Genomic DNA, 26,131 nt, shown 5'->3' on the forward strand with positions numbered 1-26,131 from the left:
ACGCATCCTTAAAACTTTAACCTTTAGCGATCGCCTAATTTATGAAAAATACAGCTCATACAGTTACTTTTATGTTACATTATCAATATTTATGTAATATGTAAAGATGCCAGCGCTCATTGCTATAGTTTTTCCTATTTTTACAGCCAACCTTTTTAAAAAATTCCACACCAACATCGCACAAGCAATATGATTTTTTTGAATTTTACCCAGACGACATTGGCAAAATTTTAGACCTGTTAATTGCTTAATTTCTCTATGGAATTCTTCAATTTTTCATCTAATTTGAGACTCAAACTCTACAGCATCTACTGAAGATTGACTTAAGTCATTAGTTACAATGTATTCTGTTCTATTGGTAGAAATAGTTGCCCAGAATAGCTGAATTTTTTTATCTCTTGGAAACCCTTTAATTTTAATTATTTTACCTGATATTTTTTCTGATTTGTTCCAAGTTAATTATCCAATATTTTGATATTTTTCTACACCACCCGTATCATCGACTCAACGATTTGTTTTTAATGGACAATAATAAATTTTCCCGAAATTATCTATCAAGGCCATTAATCTTTGTGTTGCATACCAGCTATCCATTAATAGAGTTTTAAATGGTAGTTTTTGATGGTTTACAGCATGAAAAATCATTTCTTCAACATGATCAAACTCACGTTTTTTTGTCAGTATCTGGATCATAAATTATATAATCTATTATCCAAAAATGTTCACTTTTAGGATGGAAATAAATACAGTTAACTACTCCTATTCCTCGAATTACTTGATGTTCGTTACCACTATATTGTCTGCGAACAATTTCAATTTTATCAGAGAACTTCTTATTAAGAACTGTATCATCGAAAATTAGATAACCTTCTTTGTCGGTCACAATTTCTTCTTTGACATTTCGCCATAAATCTAGAGAGTTTAAATTTGCTATTCTTAAATAGCGATTAATTGTATCATGGCTAATCTTTTCTAGATGATTTGCAAAATTTGTGATGGTATAGTTTGTTTGAGAATTGAGTAAATATTGACAGTAATCAACATAGGTAAAATTCATATTTTATACATTTATACAATAATCAAATTATCTAACAATTACATTTTTAGGGTGAATTTATTTAATAAATTTTAACAATGTTTACCAAAAACTTATGCTCTGATTACTACTAGAAAACGACTGGTATTTAAGATAGTATATATTGCCAAAAACTATGAACTAGAATCGAACCTACTTAAATAAGAAGATACGCTACATATAGCGTACCTGCGTAAGTCCTGATTATATCATGTCCGGTTGAATAGTTATAAATAAATGACGGAGGAGTCAGTCCTCAGTCCTCAGTCCTCAGGAGGGAAGAAAGAAGGAAGAAGCAAGAAAAAAGAGGAGGAAAAGGAGAAAGTTTTTTTGATCACGCTCTTATCCGGACATAATATTAGAGGGCAATTCATTTAAGTAGACTACAAAATTATTTTAGGTTAGGGAGTAGGGAGTAGGGAGTAGTAGAATGCTTTGAGCACTGTAGTCTATCTATTTATTCTTATGTTTACTTTTACCCTACTCCCCCGCTCAAGAAAATGTAGCAAACATTTATCACCCTTGGTATTAAAACTCTCTCTTCGTTCACTCCTGACTCCTGACTTCTGACTCCTCCCTTCATGATATCAATTGAGCTTCATACAAATTTATAAAATTTTAAACTTTTGTGTAGTTTTAGCTACATTTTTTGATGTTTCTGCCACCATGAAAAAATAAACAATCTTTAAAAAACTAATTTTCTCAAACGGAGTTGAAAAATATGGATGCTCAAAAATTCCTGAGTCGCTACTCTATAGGAAAACGTTATTTTCGAGGAGTTTGTCTCAGTAATGCAAATCTGCCTGGGGTAAAACTGACTATGATTAATCTAAATCAAGCTGATTTAAGTGGGATTGACTTAAGTCGGGCAAAACTAAGTGGAGCTGAGTTAAGTCAAGCAAATTTATCTGGTGCCGATCTTAGTTATGCAGACTTGCGTAGCGCGAATTTAAGTGATGTTAATCTAATCGGTGCTGACTTGACAGGAGCAAACCTAGCACGAGCTAATCTGAATCGAGCAGATCTGCGTAGTACTAACCTTACTGGTGCAGACTTAATTGGAGCAAACCTGAATGAAGTAGAAATGAGTGGCGCAGATTTGACCGCAGCAAATGTTAATCAAACAGAATTAAGTGCAGCTAGCTCTCATTTAGGTGTTTCTCGCAAGTGGGTGACTTGGGCAGGAAGCCATTAGATTTTTATTAAAAAGTATCAAATTTGAGGTTATATCAAATCCGGTAGCATCGGTATAAAATCTTTTGAAGATAGGAGTCAGTCCTCAGGAGTCAAGAGGAAAAACAGTTATAGCAATTCCCATGCTGGTGAGGTCAAAATTCGTTTGTTGTGCGGGAGTAGGGAGTAGTAATTCGGGAAACAGAGAATAGCGGTGCGACCCCGCGACAACGACAGTCGCAAGGAGGCGCGCACCAAGAGAGAAAAGAAGAAAAACAACTGTACCTCAGTAGTCTGAGAAACGCTATATCAAGATTTCCTAATGGCGAAGATGGACAATATTTTTATACCTAATTAAACGGATTTGATATTACTAAAAATATCCCACGCCATTCGACGTGGGTTTCTAGTATTCCCAATCAAACCCTTGTAATACCTGTACAAAAATTAAGTTTCCGGAGATATATCTTGAATATGGTTATTTCTCCATGTTATATCATGTCCGGTCGCATCGGAGCGTGTATAGAATTAAATTTCAATTGAAAGAAATCCTTCAGCATAGCTGCCTTATGCCTTCTGCCTTCCCTACACCAAAGCATAAGTATTCAAGCGGACATAATATTATTTCCTTAAAATTCAAACTTTGAGGTTTGGAAAAAGGTGATATACTTAATAAAATAGGCAGTAATAACGTAATCATCGTCGTATAAAAAAATTTTTCGAGCATGAAGCAACTCCTGAAAATTTTTCGGCCACTATTATATAATATATATTAGTAAATATCCACTATTTTAGAATCCCGAACCTCTTTTACCGTTGGGCATAATTGTCCACCAATTAGTTTTTGCCATATTTAGTTGTTTCTGATTTACCATTGCATTATCAAGATTAGTACCACACAGATTTGCTCCTTGTAAATTCGCACCATTCAGATAAGCATTTGTCAGGTCTGCATCCCGCAGATCGCATCCTGCCAAACTAGCTGTACTTAAATAAGCCTTAGTCAAATTTGCATTTTTGAGAGTAGTATTAGTTAAATTAACATGACCAAGATTAGCATGGGACAAATCTGCACCTTGCAAATTACTTTGATGTAAATTAGCTCCATAAAAATTAACTCCAGACAACTTGGCATTACGCAAATTCAAGCGACTTAAATTACAATCAGGAAAATCTCTTCTACCTTTAGCATAAGCACTACGCAACGTTGCAGCAGTCCATTTCTCGGGAGTTTGAGAATTTAATCCAGTTGTCTTTTTTGCAGAAACCGTCGTCAAATATCCTTTAGAAACTTCTTTGCTCATCTTCATCTGAGGTCGAGATCGAGTTGTAGGTTTCCTTTCTAAACGAGTTTTGCGTTCTCGAATTTTTTGAGCAATTTGATTATTAGTAGACATCCAGGAAAAATCATTTTCATTGTCATTAAAAACTGTGGACTCTTCTCTGAATAATGTATTTAGACTATGATCTGGAATTAGTTCAACCTGTTTGTTTTCAGATTCTTTTTTCTTCAATGATGTTAAAAGTTCTTCTGCTGACTGGAAGCGATGTCGCACGGAAACTTCTAGCATTTTCTCCAATATTTCCCCAAACCAGTCGCTAATATTAACAAGAGGACGCCAGAGAATTTCACCATTGATCTGATCGTAACCAAGGCTATTTGGAGTTTTTCCTGTCAGCAGAAAAATGCAAGTTACTCCTAGGGCATAAATATCACTTGCGTATACAGGTCGCAAAGCCATTTGTTCTGGTGGAGCAAAACCAGAAGTACCAATAGAAATATTTGTAAAAGCAGTTTCTCCTGTACCACCACTGGCAAGATGAGTTTGATTAACATGATCTTTGACTGCACCGAAGTCGATCAGAACTAAATGACCATCCTGACTCCGCCGAATGATATTAGCAGGTTTAATGTCTCGGTGAATTACTTCCTGACTGTGGATATAACTTATTACTGGCAATATCTCGATCAAAAAGTGTTTAACTTGTTCTTGATTAAGTAAACCCTGTTTTTTGACTTCCTGTTTTAATGTTGAGCCACTTACATATTCTTGAACTAAATAAAAATGTTTCTTCCACTCAAAATAACCCAATAATCTAGGTATTTGGGGATGATGGCCAATTTTACCCAGGGTTTCAGCTTCTCGCTCAAATAGTCTTCGCGCCATGTCTAATACATTTGGCGTTGTTGTCGATGGACGCAATTCCTTGATTACACAAATTGGATCTCCTGGCAAGGAAGTATCCTTAGATAAAAAAGTTGCTCCAAATCCTCCTTTACCAAGAGGTTGAATAATTTGATAGCGATCGCGCAAAACCAACTCTGAACCACAAGCTTGACAGCGATTTAAACTATTTGGGTTCTGAGGTTGAGGACAGGCAGGATTTATACAGTAGCTCATATTATACAAAAATATTAATTTGAATTTTTCTTTGAATGACCAATCTCTTCACACTAATTTCACTAAACAAAGGCCAATTTATTTTGATTTACACAAAACTTATTATCTAAAATTTCATACATTGATCCTAGTCCCGGTTTGATGAGTCCAGATATATAGTTATATATTTTTCCTAACAAGAGATAGGTATGTTACACATTTGATTGATTAGATTGATTTTAAATCATTAACTTAATAATCTAGATATATTACATTATACTTATGTAATAGTAAGATGATAATATGTAATAGTAAAATGATAATATGATTAAAGTTTATAGTTATTTTGCAAAATAATCTCAAATCACAAAATTCTTGATTAAGATTAAGTTTATCTCTAAATCAAATATTTCCATAATCAGAAAAGGTATTTTAGTCAGGACAGAAAAGTAGAAGCATCAAATATTAAAAATCAAAAGTAGCAATCCGTAATACTAATGAGTTACTCGAAAGCATTAATATGATTTTTGATTTCTGTATCTGCAACCTCCACAAAAGTCAAAAGAAGATAAATATAAGTGAAAAATTTTAACTAATAATCATTTGAGTGAATTAGTAATTAATAAAGATTACTAAAGTGACAAATGTTACTTTTACCTTTTGTGATCCTGGAAGAAGAATTTAGAAGTCAGGAAAAGGATATAACGGTTAAAGGAAGTATTGGCATACAGAATTAATTAGTGGAAGGTTAAGGCCAACTACTAACTAAATACTACCAAATTAATGATTTGTTGGGAGTCTTAAACTCACTTATTCCCCTCCCATGCCCAAAGTTTAAGTACCTGTCTAAATACTACCAAATTAATGATTTGTTGGGAGTCTTAAACTCACTTATTCCCCTCCCATGCCCAAAGTTTAAGTACCTGTGAAAATTAATTTCACATTTAATTGAGGTCGGGAAAAGGGAATAGTAAGGCAAACAAACCTCCATTGATGATAGAACAGATAGCGGTTTCTTTGCCATATCCCATTGACCATAAAGACCGACGATAAATTAAAAGTTCGACAAATTATGACCCCACCCACCAGAGAGATAAAATGTTACTTGAAGTTATAAATATGGCCTAAGAGCAAATATCTTGCTCTACTGTGCCTCAAGATCGGGAATTATTAAAGAATGCGTATCTCTCTGAACTGGTTGCGGGAACTGGTAGACATCAAAATTTCTCCAGAAGAGTTAGCTGAAACTCTGACAATGGCAGGCTTCGAGGTAGAAGAAATAGAAGATCGAAGCACCTGGGCAACTGGGGTAGTCGTAGGAAAAATATTAGAAGCTAATAAACATCCTAATGCTGATAAACTCAAAGTTTGCCAAGTAGATATTGGCAAAGCAGAGCCATTAAATATTGTCTGTGGAGCGTCTAATGCTAAAGCAGATATTTATGTGCCAGTAGCAACTATTGGTACTTATTTGTCGAAAATTGACTTAAAAATTAAAAAGAGTAAACTACGAGGTGTCCCCTCTGAAGGGATGATTTGTTCCTTGGCAGAATTGGGCTTAACAAAAGATGCTGAAGGAATTCATATCTTTGAGTTAGAAAATCCCCAGTTAGGCAGTGATGTTCGGCCTTTACTTGGTCTAAATGATGTCATTTTAGACTTGACAACAACAGCAAATCGTGCTGATGCTTTGAGTATGATTGGTGTTGCTCGAGAAGTGGCGGCCTTGACAGGAGCATCTCTGAGAATACCAGAAGCTTCTGGCGCTCTGATTACAGAGCAAGAAAGCTCTAGTAGTCTGAAAATAGATATCTCAGAGTCGGCAGCTTGCCCGATCTATATTGGTACTTTTATTGAAGGAGTAAAAATTAGTCCTTCACCAGGATGGTTAAAACAACGATTGGATGCTGCAGGTATTCGGTCTATCAATAATGTAGTAGACGTTACTAACTATATTTTGTTAGAGTGGGGTCAACCACTTCATGGGTTTGACCAAGACAAAATAATAGCCCTGACAGGTAATGAGCAGTTGACAATAGGAGTTCGTTATGCAAAACCTGATGAATCTCTGACTACCCTAGATAGTCAAAAGCGCACCCTGGAAGCTGAAACATTATTAATTACGGCCAATGACAAACCAGTTGCTTTAGCTGGGGTAATGGGTGGAGAAGAAACGGAAGTTAATGACAATACCACGAACCTATTATTGGAAGCTGCAATTTTTGCTCCGATCGCTATCCGTCGTTCAGCTCGGACTCAAGGTCTACGGACAGAAGCATCAACTAGATTTGAACGTGGGGTTAATCAAGCTGAATTAGCATTAGCGTGCCGTCGTGCTATTATGTTGATTACTGAATTAGCTGGTGGAAATACTACTACTCAAGAAACTTTTAGCACGGCAGGAGACCACCTGACAGTAACTCGTGAATTATCCCTCCGTCTCAACCGAATTAATGAAATTTTAGGACCACTGAAGCGTGGAGAAGGTACTTTGTATGAATCTTTTCTCCAACCAGAAGAAGTGGAAGGTATTCTCGCATCTTTAGGATGTGGTTTAATTAAATCGGAAACTACAGAGGAGGTAGTTTGGAATGTGACAGTACCTCCGTATCGTTATCGAGATTTAGAAAGGGAAATCGATCTGATAGAAGAAGTCGCTCGTTTGTATGGATATGATAACTTCTGTGAAACTTTACCAAGCAAAACTGCTGCGGGTTATTTACCACCGGAACAGTCTGCGGTGCTGAAGCTCAGAGCAGCTTTCCGTGGAGCAGGGTTAACTGAATTGATGCACTATTCTTTAGTTAAGCAAGGTGGGGAAAATCAAATAGCGATTGCTAACCCTCTGTTTGTGGAATATTCTGCTCTCCGTACAGAATTATTAAGCGGACTTATTGATGCTTTTCAATATAATCTCGAACAAGGAAATGGAGCATTAAATGGGTTTGAAATAGGTCGTATTTTCTGGAAAGAGGGAGAAAAATTTCAGGAAGCAGATGCGATAGCTGGAATTATGGGTAATGCTCCCAAAAGTTGGACTCTAGGTGGTCGGGAACAACCTTTAAGTTGGTTTGAAGCTAAAGGTATTTTGACACAAGTGTTTGAACGACTCTATTTAGCAGTTGAATATAAACAAGATTCTGAAAATTCCTTATTGCATCCAGGGAGAACAGCGTCATTATGGTTGGAAGGTAAATATCTCGGTGTATTCGGGCAATTGCATCCTCAACTACGACAGGAGCGAGAGTTACCAGATGAGGTTTATGTTTTTCAACTTAATTTAGAGTTACTCTTGTCAGTGATGACTCAAGCAGATATGTTGAGGCGCAAGTTTAGTGGTTATTCTACGTTCCCACCTGCTGACCGAGATATTGCTTTCTTTGTGTCAGTTGAGGTGTCTGTGAATGAGATTAAACAGGTAATTTCTGAGTCTGCTGGAAAGTTATTAGAGTCAATAGAATTATTTGACGAATATCGGGGTGAAAATGTACCCGAAGGTCAAAGGAGTTTAGCATTTCGGTTAATATATCGGATGAGCGATCGTACTCTTACTGATGCAGATATCGATCCAATTCAGCAAAAGGTACGAGATGCTTTAGTTGATAAATTTCAAGTAAATCTCAGAAGTTAATATTTGTGAGTTATTGTTGGTAGTTTATCATCAACATCAAAATGATAAATTATCAACAATAAATAGAGTTTGCGCTCAAAAGTCTTTTAGTAGGGGGTAGGAGACAGGAGACAGGAGACAGGAGACAGGAGAAATGGGAATGAGCGAGGAGATAGGAATAAGAATTGTCCCTTGATTTTTCTGCCAAACTATGCGCCTAAAATACGCTCCTTTTTGAGCGTTTTATACCAAATTCACGCAAAGGCAGTTACATCTTAATTTGTGATTTCTTCTTAAAAGAAAAAATTATAAATTCCATAAATTCTAAAATTTCCACCTTTTTTCCTCTTTAATATTTATGTTTTTCTTTCTCTGTTCCCTGTTCCCAGCTCCGGTGTTCCCAGTTAAGTGTGTCCTCACGCTTTGCAATATTTTATGAAATTGGTATTAGACTCAAACAAGCGCACTTTTTTCGATCCTAAAAAGGCTAAAACCAATATCAGTCAATGCTTTTATATTTAATCAGCAAGCCCTAAATACATCTATAGATATCTCCATAAAAGAGGGAATAGGGAATAGGGAATAGGGAGAAATTTATCAGAACCTTAACCAAATTATCAGCTTATCTCTGTAGCTATTTTTTCATTAATAGATTAATATTAAGACAGTTAATATAATACTTATTGTTCAAACTTCTGAATAATTACGAAGTTTAATTATCCTAATTTAGACAACTTGAATACCATCAAGTAAAATGTAATTTTATGAATATTGATAACTGCCAAAAACAAAGTAAAAAAAAATGAACTTTTTCCATAAGAATAAAAAATCACTAAAAAATTATAGCTTGACAAGCAAACTAGGATTAATATTACTAATCATCTTAGGTTATTTAGGCAATTATTTCAAATTACCTTTATTCTTTGGGGTAGATTTTCTCTTCGGTAGTATTGCAGTGTTTATGATAGTCGAACTCTATGGAATTATATGGGGAACAATAGCCGCCTTCATTGCTGGTAGTCACACATACTTCCTCTGGCACCATCCCTATGCGATCGCTATCTTTACTCTGGAAGCTATGTTTGTGGGAATAATGTTAAAGCGTCGCCCTTGGCAAAATATAGTCTTGCTAGATGGAATATATTGGCTTTTGATTGGGATGCCTCTAGTAGCATTATTTTATGGATTAATGTTGAACGTAGGTACAACACAAACTGTATTAATTATGTTGAAGCAGTCAATTAATGGCTTCTTGAACGCCTTAATTGCTAACTTAATTGTTAGTTATTTACCTATAAATCAACTGTTTAAATTATCTAAAAGTTACAAAAAAATCTCTTTTCAAGAAACTATTTTTCACTTATTAGTCGCATTGATTTTATTACCTGCTTTAATCCTCACAATCTTGAATGGACAACATATACTAACAATAGTAGAAAAAGATATTCAAAAAGAACTGAAGGCCACAACAACTCCTCTGGTAAATAATTTACAGTTTTGGTATCAAAAACACTTGTATGCTGTTGAAGAATTAGCAAAAATAGCAGCTCAAGTACCTGAGAATGAAATATCTACTCTTCAACAAAGTACATCAGTAATAAAAAAAGCATTTACCTCTTTTTTAAAAGTATATGTTACTGATGCTAAGGGTAATATAATTGCGGCTGAACCTGCATTGAATGAATTAGGAGAATCATTAGTCAACTTAAACATATCTAATAAGTATACTTGGAGCAAACTTGCCAAAGAATTGCAACCACAAGTTACAGATATTCATAGAGATAAAGCATCTCCTTTTCCTCATATAGGTATCATAGTACCAATAGTCAAAGAGAATAGCTTCCAGGGAATAGCTTATGCTTCTGTCGGCATAGCTGAATTAGGTCAACTTCAGCAACTAAATACTCAAATAAAAGAAATAAATATAATACTGGTTGATAGCAAACAATACATCATTACTGAGGGTAGTTCAGAGGCAACTACGAAGGAAAAATTTGACTTACAGGAAACAGGAAATGTGGAATACGAAGGAGATATCTTTAAGTGGCAACCAACAACACCAGGAATGCCAAAGATGAAACGATGGAAACAATCTTTTTATGGAAAAAAGATGCAAATTAGTGCCGATCTTCCTTGGACTCTATATGTAACATTACCTACAGCTCCTTACATAGACTTCCTAGAAACGAGTTATATTAAAAATTTGGTGACAATGCAAATAATCGCAGTGGTAGGATTAATCATATCAGTCTTAGTGAGCAAAAAATTAGTAGCACCGATGTTAACACTGACACAAGTAACCACAGACTTATCTCAAAAACTACTGTATCAAGAAGCTCCTATAGGTTTGGCAAAGAAGAGTAGAATCGCAGAAATTAATACCCTCACTGCTAACTTTCAGTCAATGCTATTAGCTTTACAGGAAAAATTTACTGAAATTAAGCACACAAACGAATCTCTAGAAAACCGAGTCAGGGAAAGAACTCAAGAACTACACAAAAAAAATCGAGACCTCAGTGCAGAAATTCTTCAACGTCGCCGGATAGAATCTATTTTGAGCGATCGCGAAGAACGCTATGCACTTGCTATATCTGGTACAAACGATGGAATTTGGGATTGGGATATACAAACAAATCAGGTTTACTATTCACCTACCTGGATGAGAATTATTGGCCACGAAAATGACCCACTTCCCTACACTTTATCTACTTGGTCAGATAATATACATCCAGAGGATCTAGAAGCAACCCTCAGAGATGTAGAAGCACATTTAGCAGGAGAAACAGAACGTTATCAGAATACCCATCGCATCAAACATCGGGATGGGCATTATGTCTGGATATTTACCAAAGGACAACGTATTTGTGATGATTCAGGTCAACCCTATCGCGCTGTTGGCACAATAACAGACATCACAGAGAATAAGCAAGCAGAAGATCGAACCAGAGCTGCTAAAGAAGAAGCAGAAATTGCTAACCGAGCCAAAAGTGAATTTCTTGCTACAATGAGCCACGAGATCCGGACTCCAATGAATGCAGTTATTGGGATGACAGGTTTACTGTTAGACACAGAGCTAAACTCACAACAGCAAGATTTTGTCGAAGTTATCCGCAACAGTGGAGATGCTTTATTGAGCTTAATTAATGATATTCTTGATTTCTCTAAAATTGAATCTGGCAAACTATGTTTAGAGGAACAACCTTTTAATATCCGAAGCTGTATAGAGGAATGTCTAGATTTATTGGCTCCAAAAGCAGCCGAAAAAAAATTAGAGCTAGCTTATCTAATACAGCAACAAACTCCTGAAGTTATAGTAGGAGATGTAACTCGGTTACGTCAAGTATTAGTTAATCTCCTCAGCAATGGAGTCAAATTTACAGAAACTGGGGAAGTGGTATTATCAGTAACAGCTTCACTTCAAAATCAAGATTTAAACCCTTCCCAAAAAAGGGATTGTCCCATTCCCAATCAAACAGAATGTCTAGAATCATATGTTCCCTGCTCTACTGTCTACGAAATACAATTTGCGGTTAAAGATACTGGTATTGGTATTCCTAAAGAACGTATGGATCGTCTGTTCAAACCTTTCAGTCAAGTTGATGCCTCTACAACTCGTAACTATGGAGGGACAGGGTTGGGATTAGCTATTAGCAAGCGGTTAAGTGAAATTATGGGAGGAAAGATGTGGGTAGAAAGTGAAGCAGGAGTTGGTTCGACTTTCTTTTTCACTGTAGTAGCTACTGCTATTGGCGAAAATTCATGTCTTGGTCAGAAATCAGAAACTGAAACAATATTAAAAAATAAACATTTGTTAGTTGTAGATGACAATGCTACTAACAGGCAAGTACTAACACTTCAAGCAGAATCTTTATGTATGATTTCTCAAGCTGTAGGTAGTGGGCAAGAAGCGATAAATTTATTACAGTCAGGACAGACATTTGATTTTGCTATTCTAGATGTATATATGCCAGTAATGGATGGCTTCACTCTAGCTAATAAAATTCGCAAGTTACCTAATTGTCAAGAATTACCTTTAGTTTTTCTCAGTTCTCTAAATCAACTAGAATACTCTACTGAGAACGTTAATATCAATGCTACTGCTTATCTCAACAAACCAATTAAACAATCTCAACTAGAAAAAGTGTTAGTAGGTATCCTGAGAGAGAGTATAGTTGATAGTACCCAAAAATCTAAAATTCAATCAAATTCCAAGTTAGCAGAAAAATTACCTCTGAAAATTCTATTAGCTGAAGATAACCTCGTTAACCAAAAAGTAGCAATTAATATTCTCAAAAATTTAGGATATCGAGTTGATGTTGCTGCTAATGGTTTAGAAGTATTAGTCGCTTTACGTCGTCAATCTTATGATGTGGTACTGATGGATGTACAAATGCCAGAAATGGATGGTTTGACTGCTACACGCCAAATTTGTACTGAATGGGAAAAAGAAAAACGCCCGCGTATTATCGCTATGACGGCCAATGCAATGCAGGGCGACCGGGAAAATTGTCTAGCTGCTGGTATGGATGATTATATTAGTAAACCAGTTCGCTTAGAAGCATTGACTACAGTTTTAAGTAAATATGGTCCCCCACAAACAACAACTGAAAAAGATGTTTTACCTCAAGCAGAGTTAGAAGGAGTAGTCGATCTAGCAGTGCTGCAAGAGTTGAAGGAAATGGCTGGAGGTAACTCAGAGCTTTTAGTAGAAGTAATTGATTGTTATCTGGAAGATTCACCTAAACTTTTAGATGAAATGAGTCAAGCAATTAAGCAACAGCAGGCAATATTACTACAAAGATCTGCTCATAGTATGAAATCTAGCAGTGCTTCTGTGGGAGCTAGTAATTTGTCTGAGCTTTGCAAAGAGTTAGAATATATTGCGCGTGAAGGTACAACAGAAGGAGCGGATAAGATTTTCTCTCAGGTCCAGGCAGAATATCAGCGGGTTGACACTGTCCTACGGTCGGAACTTCAAGCTTATATTTAGGGTTTAAAAGAAGGAAGAGGGAAGAGGGAAGAGGGAAGAAGGAAGAGGGAAGAGGGAAGAAGGAAGAAGGAAGAAGGAAGAAGGAAGAGCTATTGGTAGTAGAGTGACACAGCTAAAACTGTGCATTAGCTTTTACAGCGCTTTTCAAATTGATGAACACATCGTTATAACCAAAACCATGTAGGGACGTTGCATGCAACGTCCCTACTGTGGTCTACTGAAATGAAAACCGCTGTAATATCATGTCCGGTTGAACAGTTATAAATAAACTACTCAGAATTCAGCAATTCTGCAATTCTGCAATTCAGAATTCAGGAGCGAAGAAAGACGAAAATAAGGAGAAAGTTTTTTTATCACTAATTATCCGGACATGATATAACTTAAAAATTCTTACTTTTGACTTTTGACTTTTGACTTTTGACTTTTGACTATAACCTGATTAAATTAAGCTTCACCAGATGATTCGCTTGTCACTAGCGGAGTATAGCGAGCCTGGCATTCTTCATAGGTAGGTGCTTTGGTCGCTTTTTCAGTGATTAGACGAGCGCCACCTTGACCAGTAAAGTAGCTCCAGGCCCACTGAATCATGACAATGAGTTGGTTATCAAATTCAATCATATAGTAGATATGAATAAATAACCAGGCAAACCAAGCTAGGGGACCTGAGAAACGAATTGCTTTATACTGTACAACTGCTTGGTGACGGCCAATAACTGCTAAACTACCGTAGTCAATATAGTGGAATGCGCGTAAGGTCTGATTTTTCAACCGTTTTTGAATCAGTTTTGCTACATAAAATCCTTCCTGCATTGCTGCTGGTGCAACTCCAGGTACTGGAGAGTCTCCCTGATGAGAGTAGTTAGCTAAGTCTCCAATGACAAAGATGTCAGGATAACCAGGTACTGTCAAATCTTCATTGACAAAAACGCGACCTGCGCGGTCTAATTCTGCTCCTGTGCGATTAGATATTGCTTGAGAAACTGCTGATGCTTTAACTCCTGCTCCCCATAATATTGTGTGAGCAGGAATTTCTTGGGTTGTTTCTCCAGAGCGAATGGTGACGATATTGTTTTCTATATTGGTCACTCGCGTTTTAGTCAACACTGTGACTCCCAACTTCTCCAGTTCTATTTGTGCTTTTTCTGATAAAACTGTTTTAAACGAAGGTAAAACTCTTTCTCCGCTTTGGATTAGATAAATTTGAGCTTCGCTAGTGTTAACAGAGCGATATTCTTCTTTTAATTTAGTGTGCGCTAATTCTGCTAAAGCGCCTGCTAATTCTACCCCTGTGGGACCAGCGCCAACTATCGCAAAGGTTAATAGTGCTTTTCGTTTTTCTTGATCTGATTCTTTTTCTGCAGCTTCAAAGGAGGCGAATACTCTACGACGCATTTCTAGTGCATCTTCTACTGTTTTTAGTCCAGGAGCTTTTTCTGACCAATCATTTCCGAAATAATTATGGCTAACACCAGTTGCCATAACTAATGTATCGTAATCTAGTTCTCGATCGCTCAAAATGAGTTTTTTCTGTTCGGGATTGACATCCACAACTTCACCCATCAAAACATGGGTATTTTTCTGTTCTGCAACTACACCGCGAAGAGGAGAAGCAATATCTCCGGGAGAAAGACTGCCTGTAGCTACCTGATAAAGTAATGGTTGAAATAAATGGAAATTTCTTTTGTCAACCAAGGTTACTTTAACAGGTGCTTTTCCTAACTGCTTGGCAGCTTCTAGCCCTGCAAATCCACCTCCAACGATGACAACATGATGAGGAGATTGATGTTTTTCCTGGTTTAGACTCATAGTTATTTCCCTCTTTCGACTGAGTAATTATTATTTAAGTAGCTATCAGCTATTAGCTATCAACTATCAGCCTAAAAATTTGCGCAATTAGGTATTTTTTTCGGAGCATTCTGTCAGGAAAAGCTTGGGTAAAACATCCCCTACTTCTAGCTTGTCGCTTAATTTTAGGAGGGGTTTAAATCCCCTTTATGTTCTGGAATGCTCCGCAAACGCGCAAAGCTGACTACCGATCGCTGAACTGCTGAACGCTTTTTAATAATAGTAACTTTTTTTAGCCTTTAATGGTCGTTATATTGCAACCTTGTTTTCAAAATATCACAACTTTTAAAAGGGTTTTAGTATCAAGAGTTACTTTTGTTTGCTTTCAAAAAAATCTCGTTTTGTTATTGACAAAAATATGCTTTTTCGATATTACTTTAAGCACAAAACAATCTAAAATTGATAATCAATTCAAATAATCATATTAAAAAAACATGGTTTTTGCTAGAGTAAATATTAAAAGCTACTGCCAATAAAGGTATAAGATATTGGTTACTTGCAAATTAGATGTATAATAGTTGCAATATTCTCCCAAAGCAAAAAAAAAGAGTAAGCAGATGTATTCAAATGACTCTCTATAGCTTACTCTTAGTTTGACCTACCTACTTATATCATTTCTTAAAAAGAATGCTACGTTTGATTGGGTGGGGAAGAGTGGGAAGTGTGGGAGGTGTAGGAGAGGTTAAAAGTAGGAAAAATCTATACTAACTGACTCATAATTGTCAAAAACAGACTTTGAATCTTGGTAACTATCTGACTGTTGAAGTATAGCATTACTTTTGGTAATTGGTATTATATCATGTCTGGATAATAGCGATCTAGAAAAAAACTATCCTGTTTATACATGGTAAATCTCTTGATTCTCCCTATTCCCTACTCCTTTATTTAGTTAAATTCCAGACAAATCTGCCAATTTTATCTATATAACCCTTTTCCCCGTCTACCCACACCTCTGCAATACCATTGGAGAACCCAAAAGCATTATCAAACTCTGGCTCAATAATCATCTCATTAGAAGCATTAATATAGCCATACTTGTCATCAATCCTGACTTCTGCTAAACCTTCTGAAAAGTTGCCAGCAAAATCATATTGCGGTTGAATTATTCTGTTACCAGAAATATCTATATAACCATACTTGTCATCAATTTTTACTGCTGCTAACCCTTCAGAGAATTCTTGATTAAAAACAAACTGTGGTCTAATAATCTCTCTACCAGTTTTATCAATATATCCCCACCTATCCCCAATTTTGACCCTCGCTAAACCATTGATAAAATCTCCAGCAAAATCATATTTTGCCTCAATTACCACTTTTCCAGTCTGGTCTATGTACCCATATTCATAAGCACTACCAATTCTCACTGCCGCTAATCCATCAACAAAGAACCCGCGTCCCGTTTGTCCTCTATATTCTGGCTGAATCACTATTTTGCCAGTTGGATCGATATAACCCCACTTACCATCAATTGTAACTCGTGCCAGTCCTTCAGAAAAATAGACCGCCTCTTCAAACTGGGGTTGAATTACCATTTCTCCACTTTTATTAATGTAACCCCATCTCTGACCAATTTTTTTGACTGGTGCTAAAGATTGGGAAAAACGTACAACAGAATCAAATTCTGGCTTGATAGCTATTTCTCCTTGTTCATTAATATAGCCCCACCTTTCTGCAATTTTTACTGCTGCTAATCCTTCTGAAAAGTTTTTTACCCGCTCAAATCTTGGAGGGATAACTATTTTACCCATCTTGTTAATAAACCCATATTTTCCGTTTTGCTGAATCGGAAATAATTTTCTTACTTTTTTTTTGACAGGGGATGCTGTGGGGGTTGGTGGTGGGGGTTGGTCAATTAATTCCTGAATTTCTTTGACCGCGCTACAGGATGTTAACCCTAAAAGAGCTAGACTTATAAATAAATATAGAGAGCGTTTCATTTTGTACAATTTTCCTCCAATTTCTAGTTAATTCTTTAACTTGTATAACTAGATTCAATATTCTTAGGTTTTGGTCATTTATACCATGCCTCATATCTATTTGTACTATTTATTTGACTATCTTCCCGGGATATCTGCTTCGCATTTGAGTAGACGCTCAAGAATAGTAATCGCTGTTTTATCTGAAGCTTTGATAATTTTTTCTTCTACACCAATATTAATTAATTCCATTCCTAAACGGAGAAAATATGCTCGTTCTATTTGATTATTAATTTCTTGTTCGGTGATACTTCCTCCAGCATTTTCTATGTAAGATTTTTGCGGGTCGAAATTAAACATTTTGACTATTGATTTAACTACATATTGTTGCTCTGGTCGTGCTTTGGATAAAAGATTAATAATTGGTTGTTCCCAAATAAATTTAATATCGGCTTTACTTGCCTGATTTTGTAACCATACTTCTAAAGTTGAAACTGGCAAATCAATTGTTTTTTCGTCTACTTTCGCAAAGCTATGAGCTTCGATATAACTAATTTTTCCGTCTTGATTATAATCTGCTGAAGCTACTCTTTTTCCCATACGGCTATAACCACTTAATCCGGCAAAAAAACTGGAACTATAATCTTTATAATCTGCTTCGTTTACTTCTGGAGTGCAGCCCACTGAAGGTAAAGTTTTGATAGTAGCAAAAAAACCACAACGGCTCTGAAGTGCTATAGGTCTATTAGGGTCGCCACCTTGATAAATAATATTCGCAAATGAGCCGGAAAAACATTGAGCCATCATTGTTACTACTGGAGTATTTTGGGGTAATTTATCTAGAGTTTGTGATAATTTTTGAACTGTTAGAGGTCGGTCTTCCCAAAGCATTAGAGCATTATTATTATAATTGTTTGGGTTTTTGATGCCATGACCTGTAAAGTAAAAAAATATAGGGGGATGAGATGTTTCTCCAGAAGCTTTTTGAAACCAATTAAGGAGATTTTTTAATGTTGCTTTACCCTGAATATTCGGAATTTCTGGTACTTTAAATCGTTGTTTTCCTAATTCATCAATGTAGCGAATTGTGGCTTGCCCATCATTGCCATTAGCAAAAAATGTTGTAGCTGCTAATGGGTTATATCCGATTTTTTCTAGGGTTCGTTGAAAGTAAAGTACATTTTTTTCAATAGCAATTTCATTTTGCGCTGGAGTACCACCTCCTCCAAATACTAAAAATTTTGGTTGTTGTCGATTAATTTGACAATTATGAGTTTTTTGTTGGCTGATTTTTGTGGAATTATTATCTGCTTCTGCTACTTTTTGGCTACTTCCGACTGCTAGAAAAATTAATCCTAAAATTAGCTTTTTAATTGTAGATTTTTTGGGCATAATTATAATATCTTAGTCTAGATTTTTTCCTAATTTATTTTTTACACAATATTTCTAATAGCGACAATTAATCCCTGACAAACTCCTGTGATAAAATCTAAATCTAAAGTGTCAATAGTATCAGTTTTTTGATGATAATTAGGATTCCGCATATTGGCAGTATCGGTAATCATTATAGCGTTATATCCTCTATCCCAAAATGGAGTATGGTCGCTGCGACGAGTATCAGGCACAATTAAACCTCGATTTGGTACTGGCAAAAACTGACAATTAGTTCCTATTTTATTAAATTTTCTACTCATTTGACACATATCAATGATGGTTAATAAATTGCCAATTAATGCAATAAAATTACCCTGGTTTGGATAAAAATATTTTAATCCTGTAGGATAACTTTGGGAATTGGGAGTAGAGTCACAATAACCGAGCATTTCTAGGGATATCATTAGTCTAAGTTGCTGTTGTTTTTGTTTGAGTTTTTCGGCATAATGCTGACTACCTAATAATCCATATTCTTCCATATCAAAAGCAACTAAACTAACTGGATATTTTAAGGGTTGAGATGAAATTTCTCTGGCTAATTCTAGTAAAACTGCTACACCAGTTGCATTATCATCTGCTCCTGGTGTACCTGGTACTGCATCATAATGAGCGCCAATTAATATTGGTGCTAATTTCTGTTTTTTACTGTTATTAATAGAGGATAAATTTAACACTAAATTTTGATGGTTTTTGCCTCTTACCTGAAATTCATCAATTTCTACATTTCCCCACTGTGACAACTGCCGACCGATATATTGTCTGACATAAAAATGCCCTCCTGATGCTAGATATGGGTCGCGATCGCGTACTATTTCATTCAGATGATTTTGTAATCTTGCTTGTAAATTAAATTTCATAAGTACTTATTTAAAAGGGAGTAGGGAGTAGGGAGTAGGGAATAGGGAGTAGGGAGTAGAGGAAAATAATTGATAAATAAGAGAATAGGGAGAATAGTAGGGAGTAGGTAGTAGGGAATCAAATATACAATTAATTGTGCTTCACTACTTATTTTTATCTTTTACCGAAAAATTGTGGTAGTCTTCCCTTTTCAGGGGATAATAAAGAAAAATTTTCCTCTGAGTCTATCCTATCCATTTTAAAGAAGAGGTAATTGTTAATTATTCATTATTAATTATTCATTGTTGAACTTCTTCCTTCTTACTTTAGTTGTGAAATACCGATTAAAAATACTCCAAATACCATAATTGCAGCTCCTAAAAATCTTTCTTTGATGCCTTTTTATTTGAGAATTATTTTCCCCAAAATCACACTAAATAATGCACTGGTTCTTTTCACATAAATTACATAAGCAACAAAAGTTAAATTTATAGCCATCATTTGACATCCCATTGCTACAGAATTAATCATACCATATATAACTAATTTCCAGCCACCCGTTTTAAGTTTATATCGATTATGATGGGATTTATATAAAACAATTGGTAATAGCAAAATTGATATAGTAAAAAATATAGAAATCCCCCAAAAAATAGGTGAAGAATTTTGCACTCCTACCTGATCAAAATTACTGCTAATACTCCAAATAAAAGCAACTAATAAAGCTAGTCGCGAACCTTGATCTATAATTATTGCTCGAAAGGGAGCAAAATATCCTCGCTGTTTCTCTTTGATATTTAACAAATATGAACCAACTACAATTAAGAAAACGCCGAACATACCGAGCAGCTTAGGAAATTCTCCCACAATTAATGGCGAAGTTATTAATAAAAATAAGGGAGTAAAAGTGGTAACAGGAGCAATAATTGATAAGTCAGAAATCTTAATAGCTTTAAGATAAATTGTATAGGCGATCGCATTCAAAGAGGTACTGACTGATAGAGCTAACCAAAAACTATTTCCTAACTGAGGAATTTCAATAAAAAATAATAGGGGACTTAAAAATAGGGGTTGCACATTATGGAATGATATTGCCAAAAATTAGTTTAGATTTTGACTAAAAATAACCATTAATTAATCATTCTAGCAATTGATTAATCCACAATCCAATTCAATCAAAAATCTCAAATCATTCGTCGCTGTGCAACGTCTAAAAATAAAGCAGTAAAAAATGTCAGACTACATCCAATAATACAGCGCTACGCATTTAGGTTAGGACATTTATCAATCCTGAAACCTCTTCAGAGTCTAGCGTTCCGAAGTTCCCTATCCCCTCTTCAAGTAGCGCTATACAGTGCGAACTATTTTTGACTGCAATGTAAAGTTTCGTGAAGTAATTGAACTCAACTAGATAAGTAGTGTATACCTTTAGATGGTTAAGGTAAAGTTAAGGTAAAATTAAATTTTGTTAAAGAATAGTTGTCTGACAACTTAAACTTAAGGACGGAAACCTCATATAGTAATAGTTTCAGCCTTTGGGTATGACGGGAGCTTGAAAAAGATATCTCCTTTATTTCCTTGAAACAAACAGAAGAAGTAATTTCAGAAGCTTTTAACGATGCCAACTCCAATATTACGCCAACTTGATTTCCCGAATATATTTACCTTGTGTGGATTAATGTTTAGTTTAATTTCGGCAATTTTTGCCATACAAGGAAATTTTTATGCTTCTGCTATTGGCATGATATTTGCTGGATTAACTGATATGTTGGATGGTTTTCTGGCTCGAAAAATTGAACGTTCTGAGTTACAGTCTGAAGTAGGTAAACAACTTGATAGTATCGTAGATGTCTGCTCCTTTGGTTTTGCTCCAGCGATTTTTGCTTATTGTTTTGGATTACAAGATTTTGTCTCTCTAACAGTATTAATCTTTTATGTTGGAGTTAATGCTTTGCGACTGGCTTATTTTAATAGTACAGGATTAATAAGTGAGGAAAAAGAAGAATATTTTAACGGTTTACCTGTTACCTATGCTGCTTTATTTATTCCTCTAACTTTCACTGCTAGTTTGCTTTTATCTGACTTGACAATGAAGTTTATTTTAGATGGAGTTTATTTGGCTTTAGGAATAGCAATGGTAGCCAATTTCAAAATGCTAAAAATACGAGGTATTTGGTATGTAATTTTTGGAATAGGAGCGATGGTAATAACAGCAATCTACACTTGGGCAATAATTGCAGGGAAATAATGTGATGAATATTATTATAACTGAAACAACGACTATGATAATTATTTAATTTCACTACAATTATGATTTTTGATAATAAGGAAAAGACAGAAATTTGTTACCGAAATCGTCAAACAGGTGAAATTAATACCGAAAAAGTTTTTTCAGAAAAAACTTTACGCTGGTTATACGAAAATCCTCTGGGATTTACAATAAATAATTACTTGTTGAATAATTATTTATTTTGCTATCTCTATGGTAAACTTCAAGATTTACCAAGCAGTCGTAAAAAAATCAATAAATTGATTAATCAGTATCAAATTAATCTTGAAGAAATAGAATTATCCATAGATAAATACAAAAATTTTAACGCCTTTTTTTCCCGCAAACTCAAACCAAATGCTCGACATTTTATTAAAGATAAAAATATATTTTGCTCTCCTGGAGATGGAAAAATATTAGTTTACCCTCAACTAGAAGAAAAAGTAAAAATTCCTGTCAAAGGATCTTTTATTACTTTAGAGTCTTTATTAAATTGTAAAGCAACCGCACGAAAATATATCAATGGTTCCGCAATTATTCTTCGTCTTGCACCTGCTGACTACCATCGGTTTCATTTCCCTGATGATGGTGAAGCAAGTCGAGCTAAAACTATTAAAGGACAATATCATTCTGTTAATCCTATTGCTTTAAACAAAGTTCCTAATTTATTTTGTTTAAATAAACGGTCTGTTACAGAGTTGAAATCATCCAATTTTGGAAAGATTGCTTATATAGAAATAGGAGCAATTACAATTGGTAGCATTATTCAAACTTATATTCCTGGAATGATAACTAAAGGGCAAGAAAAGGGTTATTTCCAGTATGGAGGATCTACCATCGTATTACTTTTTGAGTCAAAAAAAATTAGCTTTGATGAAGACTTAATTCAAGATTCAAGCAAAAATCTTGAAGTTCAAGTTTTAGCAGGAACTCAGATTGGAATCAAAGAAGAGAATGACTAAACGATCGAGTTTATTATCATGTTAAATATCAATCATCAACTTATCCCCATTTTTGAGCGGTTTATCATCGTATCATTAATTGGTACTGTCTTAGTAGCAACTCTATTTTTTGTTTATAAAGATCAGAGAGATAAAGTAATAAAGTCTGGCAAAAAGCTGATTAACTTACTATCAATAATTTTACTTTTTTTTGTTACAGGCTCAATGGGAAAATGGGCAGTATTACCTGTTATTTTAGTTATAGGGTTTTATGGTTGGGCAGAATTTATAAATGCCATTAAACATTATAAATCTAGTGAATCCAATGAAACTTATAAAAATGCCTTAATATTTTTTGGACTATTGGGAATTAGTATAGGGTTACTCAAATTTTCTATACTTACTTTTATTATGTTTATAACTCTAATTTGGGTTGCAGTTATAGCAAATATTTTGATGGCTCTTGAGCCTTCACCTTTATATATTACTTTAGGGACAACTTTTGGGATGATTTTTATTACTTTCCCATTAATTATTTTATTAAACTTGGTTAGTGTATCCTATGAAGAATTTATTTTATTAATCGCATTAGTAATGGGCAATGATGGATTTTCCCAGGCTTTTGGACAGTTAATAGGCAAAACCCCTCTTGTTCCACAAATAAGTAAGAATAAAAGTATTGAAGGATCATTAGGTGGTTTAATCTCTTGTTTATTGATTAGTTATCTTGCATATTTTTTATTCCCTGAATGGGAGCTTTGGCAATTATTATTATTGAGTGGCATTATTTCTATATTTTCTCTTATTGGTGATTTGATGGCATCTTCCTTAAAAAGAGAAGTAGGAATTAAAGATTTTGGGAAAATTTTAGGTGCAACTGGTGGAATGCTAGATAAATTTGATAGTTTATTATTTGCTACTCCTATATTTTATTTGGTTGTTTATTTGCATGATTTGGGTTGATAATGTTATAGCTTGACCTAAATAATAGTAAAATAGAAAAACTGAACAAAATCTGTAGTAAAAGAAATTAAATAGTATGACGAATCAAGATTATATAAGAAAAATATATGATGAAATAATTTATGCTCAGTATGATGTAGATGAATTTGAATTGCTATCTAAGTGCCGAGAAATTTGGATAAATCAGGTTAAAATACACTCTATCAATTCTGAAATAAATAATATTTTAGACTTTTCTGTAGGCACTGGAGAAGGATTAATAGAATGCCAGAAAATTTTTCCTAAAGCTAAACTTTATGGAATAGATATATCTGAAAAAATGATAGACATTGCTAGAAAAAAGATAGAATTAGAGGCTTTTCATGATGATGCAACAAATATTGAGAAGTATTTAGAAGAAAATACCATAAATTTAGCGTTGATTCATTTTATGATGGCTTATGTGGAACCAGAAATCATTATTTCTAAAGCTTCAAAAATTTTAACCTCTGGAGGTTTGTGTTCCATTGCTACTTCCACACTTGGTTCTTTTAAAAATCTTCAGATACTTGCTAATATAGGAAATTTAATAAATAAATTTTATGGCTTTTCCAAGATTTCTACAGATGATAATGTGAAAATTCCTAAGAATGAAAAGAAATTAGAATCTTTATTAGAAAAATATGGATTTGCTATTATAGATCAAGAAATCTGTGAAGAAAAAGTAAAGTTTACTGATTTATATCATGTGCATAATTGGGGGGTTAATTCTGGTTGGCTAACTCAAATTTTAGCCCCAATTACCAAAGTACAACTTGATAAAGCAAATTTTTTCTTGAAATACTTTTTTCCTTTAGAAGACACATTCAAGAGTGCTATAATTCTTGCTCAGAAACAATAATATAGTAGTTCTTGTTGTTAGCACTGCATCAATCAAATTGAAAGTAATACAACACTACACACATACATTAGGACAGTTTTTGAACGCGGCGTCTACACATTCTCCTACAGTCTCAAATTCTTTAAGTCTTTGTTTCATCCATGTTTTTAAGACAGCCCACCAATTCTCTATCTTATTCAAATCTGGTGAATAAGGTGGTAAATACCAGATTTCGCATTCTGCCTCTTCAACAATTTCTCTGATAGACTCCCCTTGATGAAAACTGGCATTATCAATAATAATAATGTCTCCCGGCTCTAATTGAGGTAGCAAACAGTTTTTTAACCAACTTTCAATCTATACTTTATTGCACGAACCTTGAAAAGTTAAAAGAGAGCCTCATAACTAAGAGGTTCTTTTTGTTTAGAGAATAGTTTGTATAGCAGAAGAAAGAATCAGGAAAAATATTGCGTTGCCTGAGTTTTAAACTTTTGATCTGTCTTAACCTTTCCTTCGACTACTATAAACAAAAGATTAAGTAGCGTGTGTGATAGTATGCTTACCATTTTTGGAATAATTGTCAATTTTACATCTCATGCAACGTGTGCTGTTGGATGGTTACGTAACACCATTTCTCAAAAACTTTTCTACATTTTATTGAGCAGGGGAGTGGGGGAGTAGGTAGGAACGTTGCATACAACGAATGCTAATTCCCATCAAATAAGTTCAAAGCTAAATCTGGTCTATCTGTAATTAATGCAAATGCTCCTTGTTTGACAGTTTCAACCATTAATTTTTCATCATTAATTGTCCAAACATAGATATTCTGATTAAACAGCTTCATGCGCCAGGCAAAACCAAATTTTATCAATTGATAATTAGGCGAAACAAAATCAGCTTTAGTTGTAAACAAACGAAATTCAGGAAAGATTTCTGATAATCGAGTAGCAATTAAATTTTTGGGTTTATTAACTCCTAATAACAACCCAGTTGTAATTCGATTATCAGCTTGTTTGACCGTAATAATGGCAGTATCAAGAAAAGATTTAATGACATAATCTTGATAATCTAAATATTTTTTGACTAAATTAACTATCTCCAATTCATATCCCATCTCTTTCAATTCAATATCAAGTTTAATTTTCCCCTGACACAACTTCAACACATCCTCTACCAATGGCAAATCAAAACCTTTTTGCCGAGAAATATCCAAAAGTTGTTGATAACTCAAATCACGAATATTAATCCCATCAATTGATTCATCGTGAAACGTAATAAATAAATTGTCTTGAGTTTTTCTCACATCAAACTCCACCATTGGTACACCCAATTCAATAGCTTTTTCAAAAGAAGCTAAAGTATTTTCAAATTTCACCAAGCCAGATGCACCCCGGTGAGCAATAATTAATGGTTTAGTAGTCATTTTCTTTAAAATTTCTGAGACTCAAACTTTGAGCTTGAGGGACTTGCAAATTATTAATATAAGTTGTTTTGCATTTAAACCATATATCCAATTTTTGTCAAAGGGAACAGGGAATATAGAATCTAAATGATTCTTAGCTTAAGACCCAATTTTTCGGTGAAAAATTCTATTCTGACTCCTGTCTTCTGTCTCCTGACTCCTTCTTCAATTTAGCTGTACTTTACGGCAACGAATTTCACGTTTAGTCAGGAAGACTTTATAGCAATGAGCGCTGGCATCTTTACATGTTACATAGATATTTGCAATGTAATATAAAAGTAACTGTATGAGCTGTATTTTTCATAAATTAGGCGATCGCTAAACCTTAAAGTTTTAAGGATGTCTGTAATGGTATTGATAATTTACAGTTTATAGC

General features: G+C 34.7%; 15 protein-coding genes and 1 pseudogene. 7 read left to right on the forward strand and 9 right to left on the reverse strand.

What is annotated here, in order from left to right; all coding sequences use genetic code 11:
- Nucleotides 1-664 precede the first annotated feature (664 nt).
- Nucleotides 665-1,057, reverse strand: coding sequence for a hypothetical protein (locus F6K27_RS34405; protein WP_287278788.1), 393 nt, complete (start codon nt 1,055-1,057; stop codon nt 665-667).
- 739 nt (nt 1,058-1,796) lie between these two features.
- Between F6K27_RS34405 and F6K27_RS24495 the strand changes: the two genes are divergently transcribed.
- Nucleotides 1,797-2,270, forward strand: coding sequence for a pentapeptide repeat-containing protein (locus tag F6K27_RS24495; protein ID WP_287278790.1), 474 nt, complete (start codon nt 1,797-1,799; stop codon nt 2,268-2,270).
- A gap of 769 nt (nt 2,271-3,039) precedes the next feature.
- Here F6K27_RS24495 and F6K27_RS24500 read toward each other — a convergent pair.
- Nucleotides 3,040-4,650 (reverse strand): serine/threonine-protein kinase, encoded by a 1,611-nt coding sequence (locus F6K27_RS24500; protein WP_287278791.1) that lies wholly within the window; start codon nt 4,648-4,650, stop codon nt 3,040-3,042.
- Between the two features lie 1,156 nt (nt 4,651-5,806).
- Here F6K27_RS24500 and pheT point away from each other — a divergent pair.
- Complete coding sequence (pheT, locus tag F6K27_RS24505; RefSeq protein WP_287278793.1) at nt 5,807-8,260, forward strand: phenylalanine--tRNA ligase subunit beta; 2,454 nt, start codon at nt 5,807-5,809, stop codon at nt 8,258-8,260.
- A gap of 826 nt (nt 8,261-9,086) precedes the next feature.
- A complete protein-coding gene (locus tag F6K27_RS24510) occupies nt 9,087-13,229 on the forward strand; it encodes a response regulator (RefSeq protein WP_287278794.1) in 4,143 nt (1,380 codons plus the stop codon).
- A gap of 444 nt (nt 13,230-13,673) precedes the next feature.
- Here the strand turns inward: F6K27_RS24510 and F6K27_RS24515 are convergent, their stop codons facing one another.
- From F6K27_RS24515 to F6K27_RS24535, 5 genes are all read right to left on the reverse strand, one after another.
- Complete coding sequence (locus F6K27_RS24515) at nt 13,674-15,035, reverse strand: NAD(P)/FAD-dependent oxidoreductase (protein ID WP_287278795.1); 1,362 nt, start codon at nt 15,033-15,035, stop codon at nt 13,674-13,676.
- A 920-nt stretch (nt 15,036-15,955) separates the two neighbouring features.
- Nucleotides 15,956-17,011, reverse strand: coding sequence for a WG repeat-containing protein (locus F6K27_RS24520; protein ID WP_124147047.1), 1,056 nt, complete (start codon nt 17,009-17,011; stop codon nt 15,956-15,958).
- A gap of 117 nt (nt 17,012-17,128) precedes the next feature.
- Nucleotides 17,129-18,382 carry a caspase family protein gene (locus F6K27_RS24525; RefSeq protein WP_287278796.1) on the reverse strand — a complete coding sequence of 418 codons (1,254 nt, stop codon included), beginning with the start codon at nt 18,380-18,382 and terminating at the stop codon, nt 17,129-17,131.
- A 41-nt stretch (nt 18,383-18,423) separates the two neighbouring features.
- Entirely contained in the window at nt 18,424-19,281 is an 858-nt protein-coding gene (locus F6K27_RS24530) for a M20/M25/M40 family metallo-hydrolase (RefSeq protein ID WP_287278797.1), read from the reverse strand.
- Nucleotides 19,282-19,663: 382 nt separating this feature from the next.
- The gene (locus F6K27_RS24535) at nt 19,664-20,359 is read right to left on the reverse strand and encodes an EamA family transporter (RefSeq protein ID WP_287278798.1); all 696 of its coding nucleotides are present in this window, start codon (nt 20,357-20,359) and stop codon (nt 19,664-19,666) included.
- A gap of 520 nt (nt 20,360-20,879) precedes the next feature.
- On the opposite strand from F6K27_RS24535, the gene F6K27_RS24540 reads away from it, so the two are divergent.
- The 4 genes from F6K27_RS24540 to F6K27_RS24555 all read left to right on the forward strand — a co-directional run bounded on the left by F6K27_RS24540 (nt 20,880) and on the right by F6K27_RS24555 (nt 24,314).
- Nucleotides 20,880-21,509 carry a phosphatidylcholine/phosphatidylserine synthase gene (locus tag F6K27_RS24540; RefSeq protein WP_287278800.1) on the forward strand — a complete coding sequence of 210 codons (630 nt, stop codon included), beginning with the start codon at nt 20,880-20,882 and terminating at the stop codon, nt 21,507-21,509.
- Nucleotides 21,510-21,571: 62 nt separating this feature from the next.
- Entirely contained in the window at nt 21,572-22,492 is a 921-nt protein-coding gene (asd, locus tag F6K27_RS24545) for an archaetidylserine decarboxylase (RefSeq protein WP_287278802.1), read from the forward strand.
- Nucleotides 22,493-22,510: 18 nt separating this feature from the next.
- Nucleotides 22,511-23,434, forward strand: a complete 924-nt coding sequence (locus tag F6K27_RS24550; protein WP_287278804.1) for a phosphatidate cytidylyltransferase — start codon at nt 22,511-22,513, stop codon at nt 23,432-23,434.
- Between the two features lie 76 nt (nt 23,435-23,510).
- Nucleotides 23,511-24,314 carry a class I SAM-dependent methyltransferase gene (locus F6K27_RS24555; protein WP_287278805.1) on the forward strand — a complete coding sequence of 268 codons (804 nt, stop codon included), beginning with the start codon at nt 23,511-23,513 and terminating at the stop codon, nt 24,312-24,314.
- A 54-nt stretch (nt 24,315-24,368) separates the two neighbouring features.
- Here the strand turns inward: F6K27_RS24555 and F6K27_RS24560 are convergent.
- Both F6K27_RS24560 and F6K27_RS24565 read right to left on the reverse strand, forming a co-directional pair.
- Nucleotides 24,369-24,689, reverse strand: a pseudogene (locus F6K27_RS24560) (transposase); the annotation flags it as partial.
- A gap of 310 nt (nt 24,690-24,999) precedes the next feature.
- On the reverse strand, nt 25,000-25,716 hold the full coding sequence (locus F6K27_RS24565; RefSeq protein WP_287278807.1) for a glycerophosphodiester phosphodiesterase: 717 nt from the start codon (nt 25,714-25,716) through the stop codon (nt 25,000-25,002).
- Nucleotides 25,717-26,131 lie beyond the last annotated feature (415 nt).

This window comes from Okeania sp. SIO2F5, from assembly GCF_010692685.1.
Taxonomy (GTDB): Bacteria; Cyanobacteriota; Cyanobacteriia; order Cyanobacteriales; family Microcoleaceae; genus Okeania; species Okeania hirsuta.

What these genes read in the sequence shown, in the direction of transcription:
- F6K27_RS34405 (WP_287278788.1), bottom strand. Translation starts at nt 1,057, where the DNA reads ATGAATTTTACCTATGTTGATTACTGTCAATATTTACTCAATTCTCAA.
- F6K27_RS24495 (WP_287278790.1), top strand. Translation starts at nt 1,797, where the DNA reads ATGGATGCTCAAAAATTCCTGAGTCGCTACTCTATAGGAAAACGTTAT.
- F6K27_RS24500 (WP_287278791.1), bottom strand. Translation starts at nt 4,650, where the DNA reads ATGAGCTACTGTATAAATCCTGCCTGTCCTCAACCTCAGAACCCAAAT.
- pheT (WP_287278793.1), top strand. Translation starts at nt 5,807, where the DNA reads ATGCGTATCTCTCTGAACTGGTTGCGGGAACTGGTAGACATCAAAATT.
- F6K27_RS24515 (WP_287278795.1), bottom strand. Translation starts at nt 15,035, where the DNA reads ATGAGTCTAAACCAGGAAAAACATCAATCTCCTCATCATGTTGTCATC.
- F6K27_RS24520 (WP_124147047.1), bottom strand. Translation starts at nt 17,011, where the DNA reads ATGAAACGCTCTCTATATTTATTTATAAGTCTAGCTCTTTTAGGGTTA.
- F6K27_RS24525 (WP_287278796.1), bottom strand. Translation starts at nt 18,382, where the DNA reads ATGCCCAAAAAATCTACAATTAAAAAGCTAATTTTAGGATTAATTTTT.
- F6K27_RS24530 (WP_287278797.1), bottom strand. Translation starts at nt 19,281, where the DNA reads ATGAAATTTAATTTACAAGCAAGATTACAAAATCATCTGAATGAAATA.
- F6K27_RS24540 (WP_287278800.1), top strand. Translation starts at nt 20,880, where the DNA reads ATGCCAACTCCAATATTACGCCAACTTGATTTCCCGAATATATTTACC.
- asd (WP_287278802.1), top strand. Translation starts at nt 21,572, where the DNA reads ATGATTTTTGATAATAAGGAAAAGACAGAAATTTGTTACCGAAATCGT.
- F6K27_RS24550 (WP_287278804.1), top strand. Translation starts at nt 22,511, where the DNA reads ATGTTAAATATCAATCATCAACTTATCCCCATTTTTGAGCGGTTTATC.
- F6K27_RS24555 (WP_287278805.1), top strand. Translation starts at nt 23,511, where the DNA reads ATGACGAATCAAGATTATATAAGAAAAATATATGATGAAATAATTTAT.
- F6K27_RS24565 (WP_287278807.1), bottom strand. Translation starts at nt 25,716, where the DNA reads ATGACTACTAAACCATTAATTATTGCTCACCGGGGTGCATCTGGCTTG.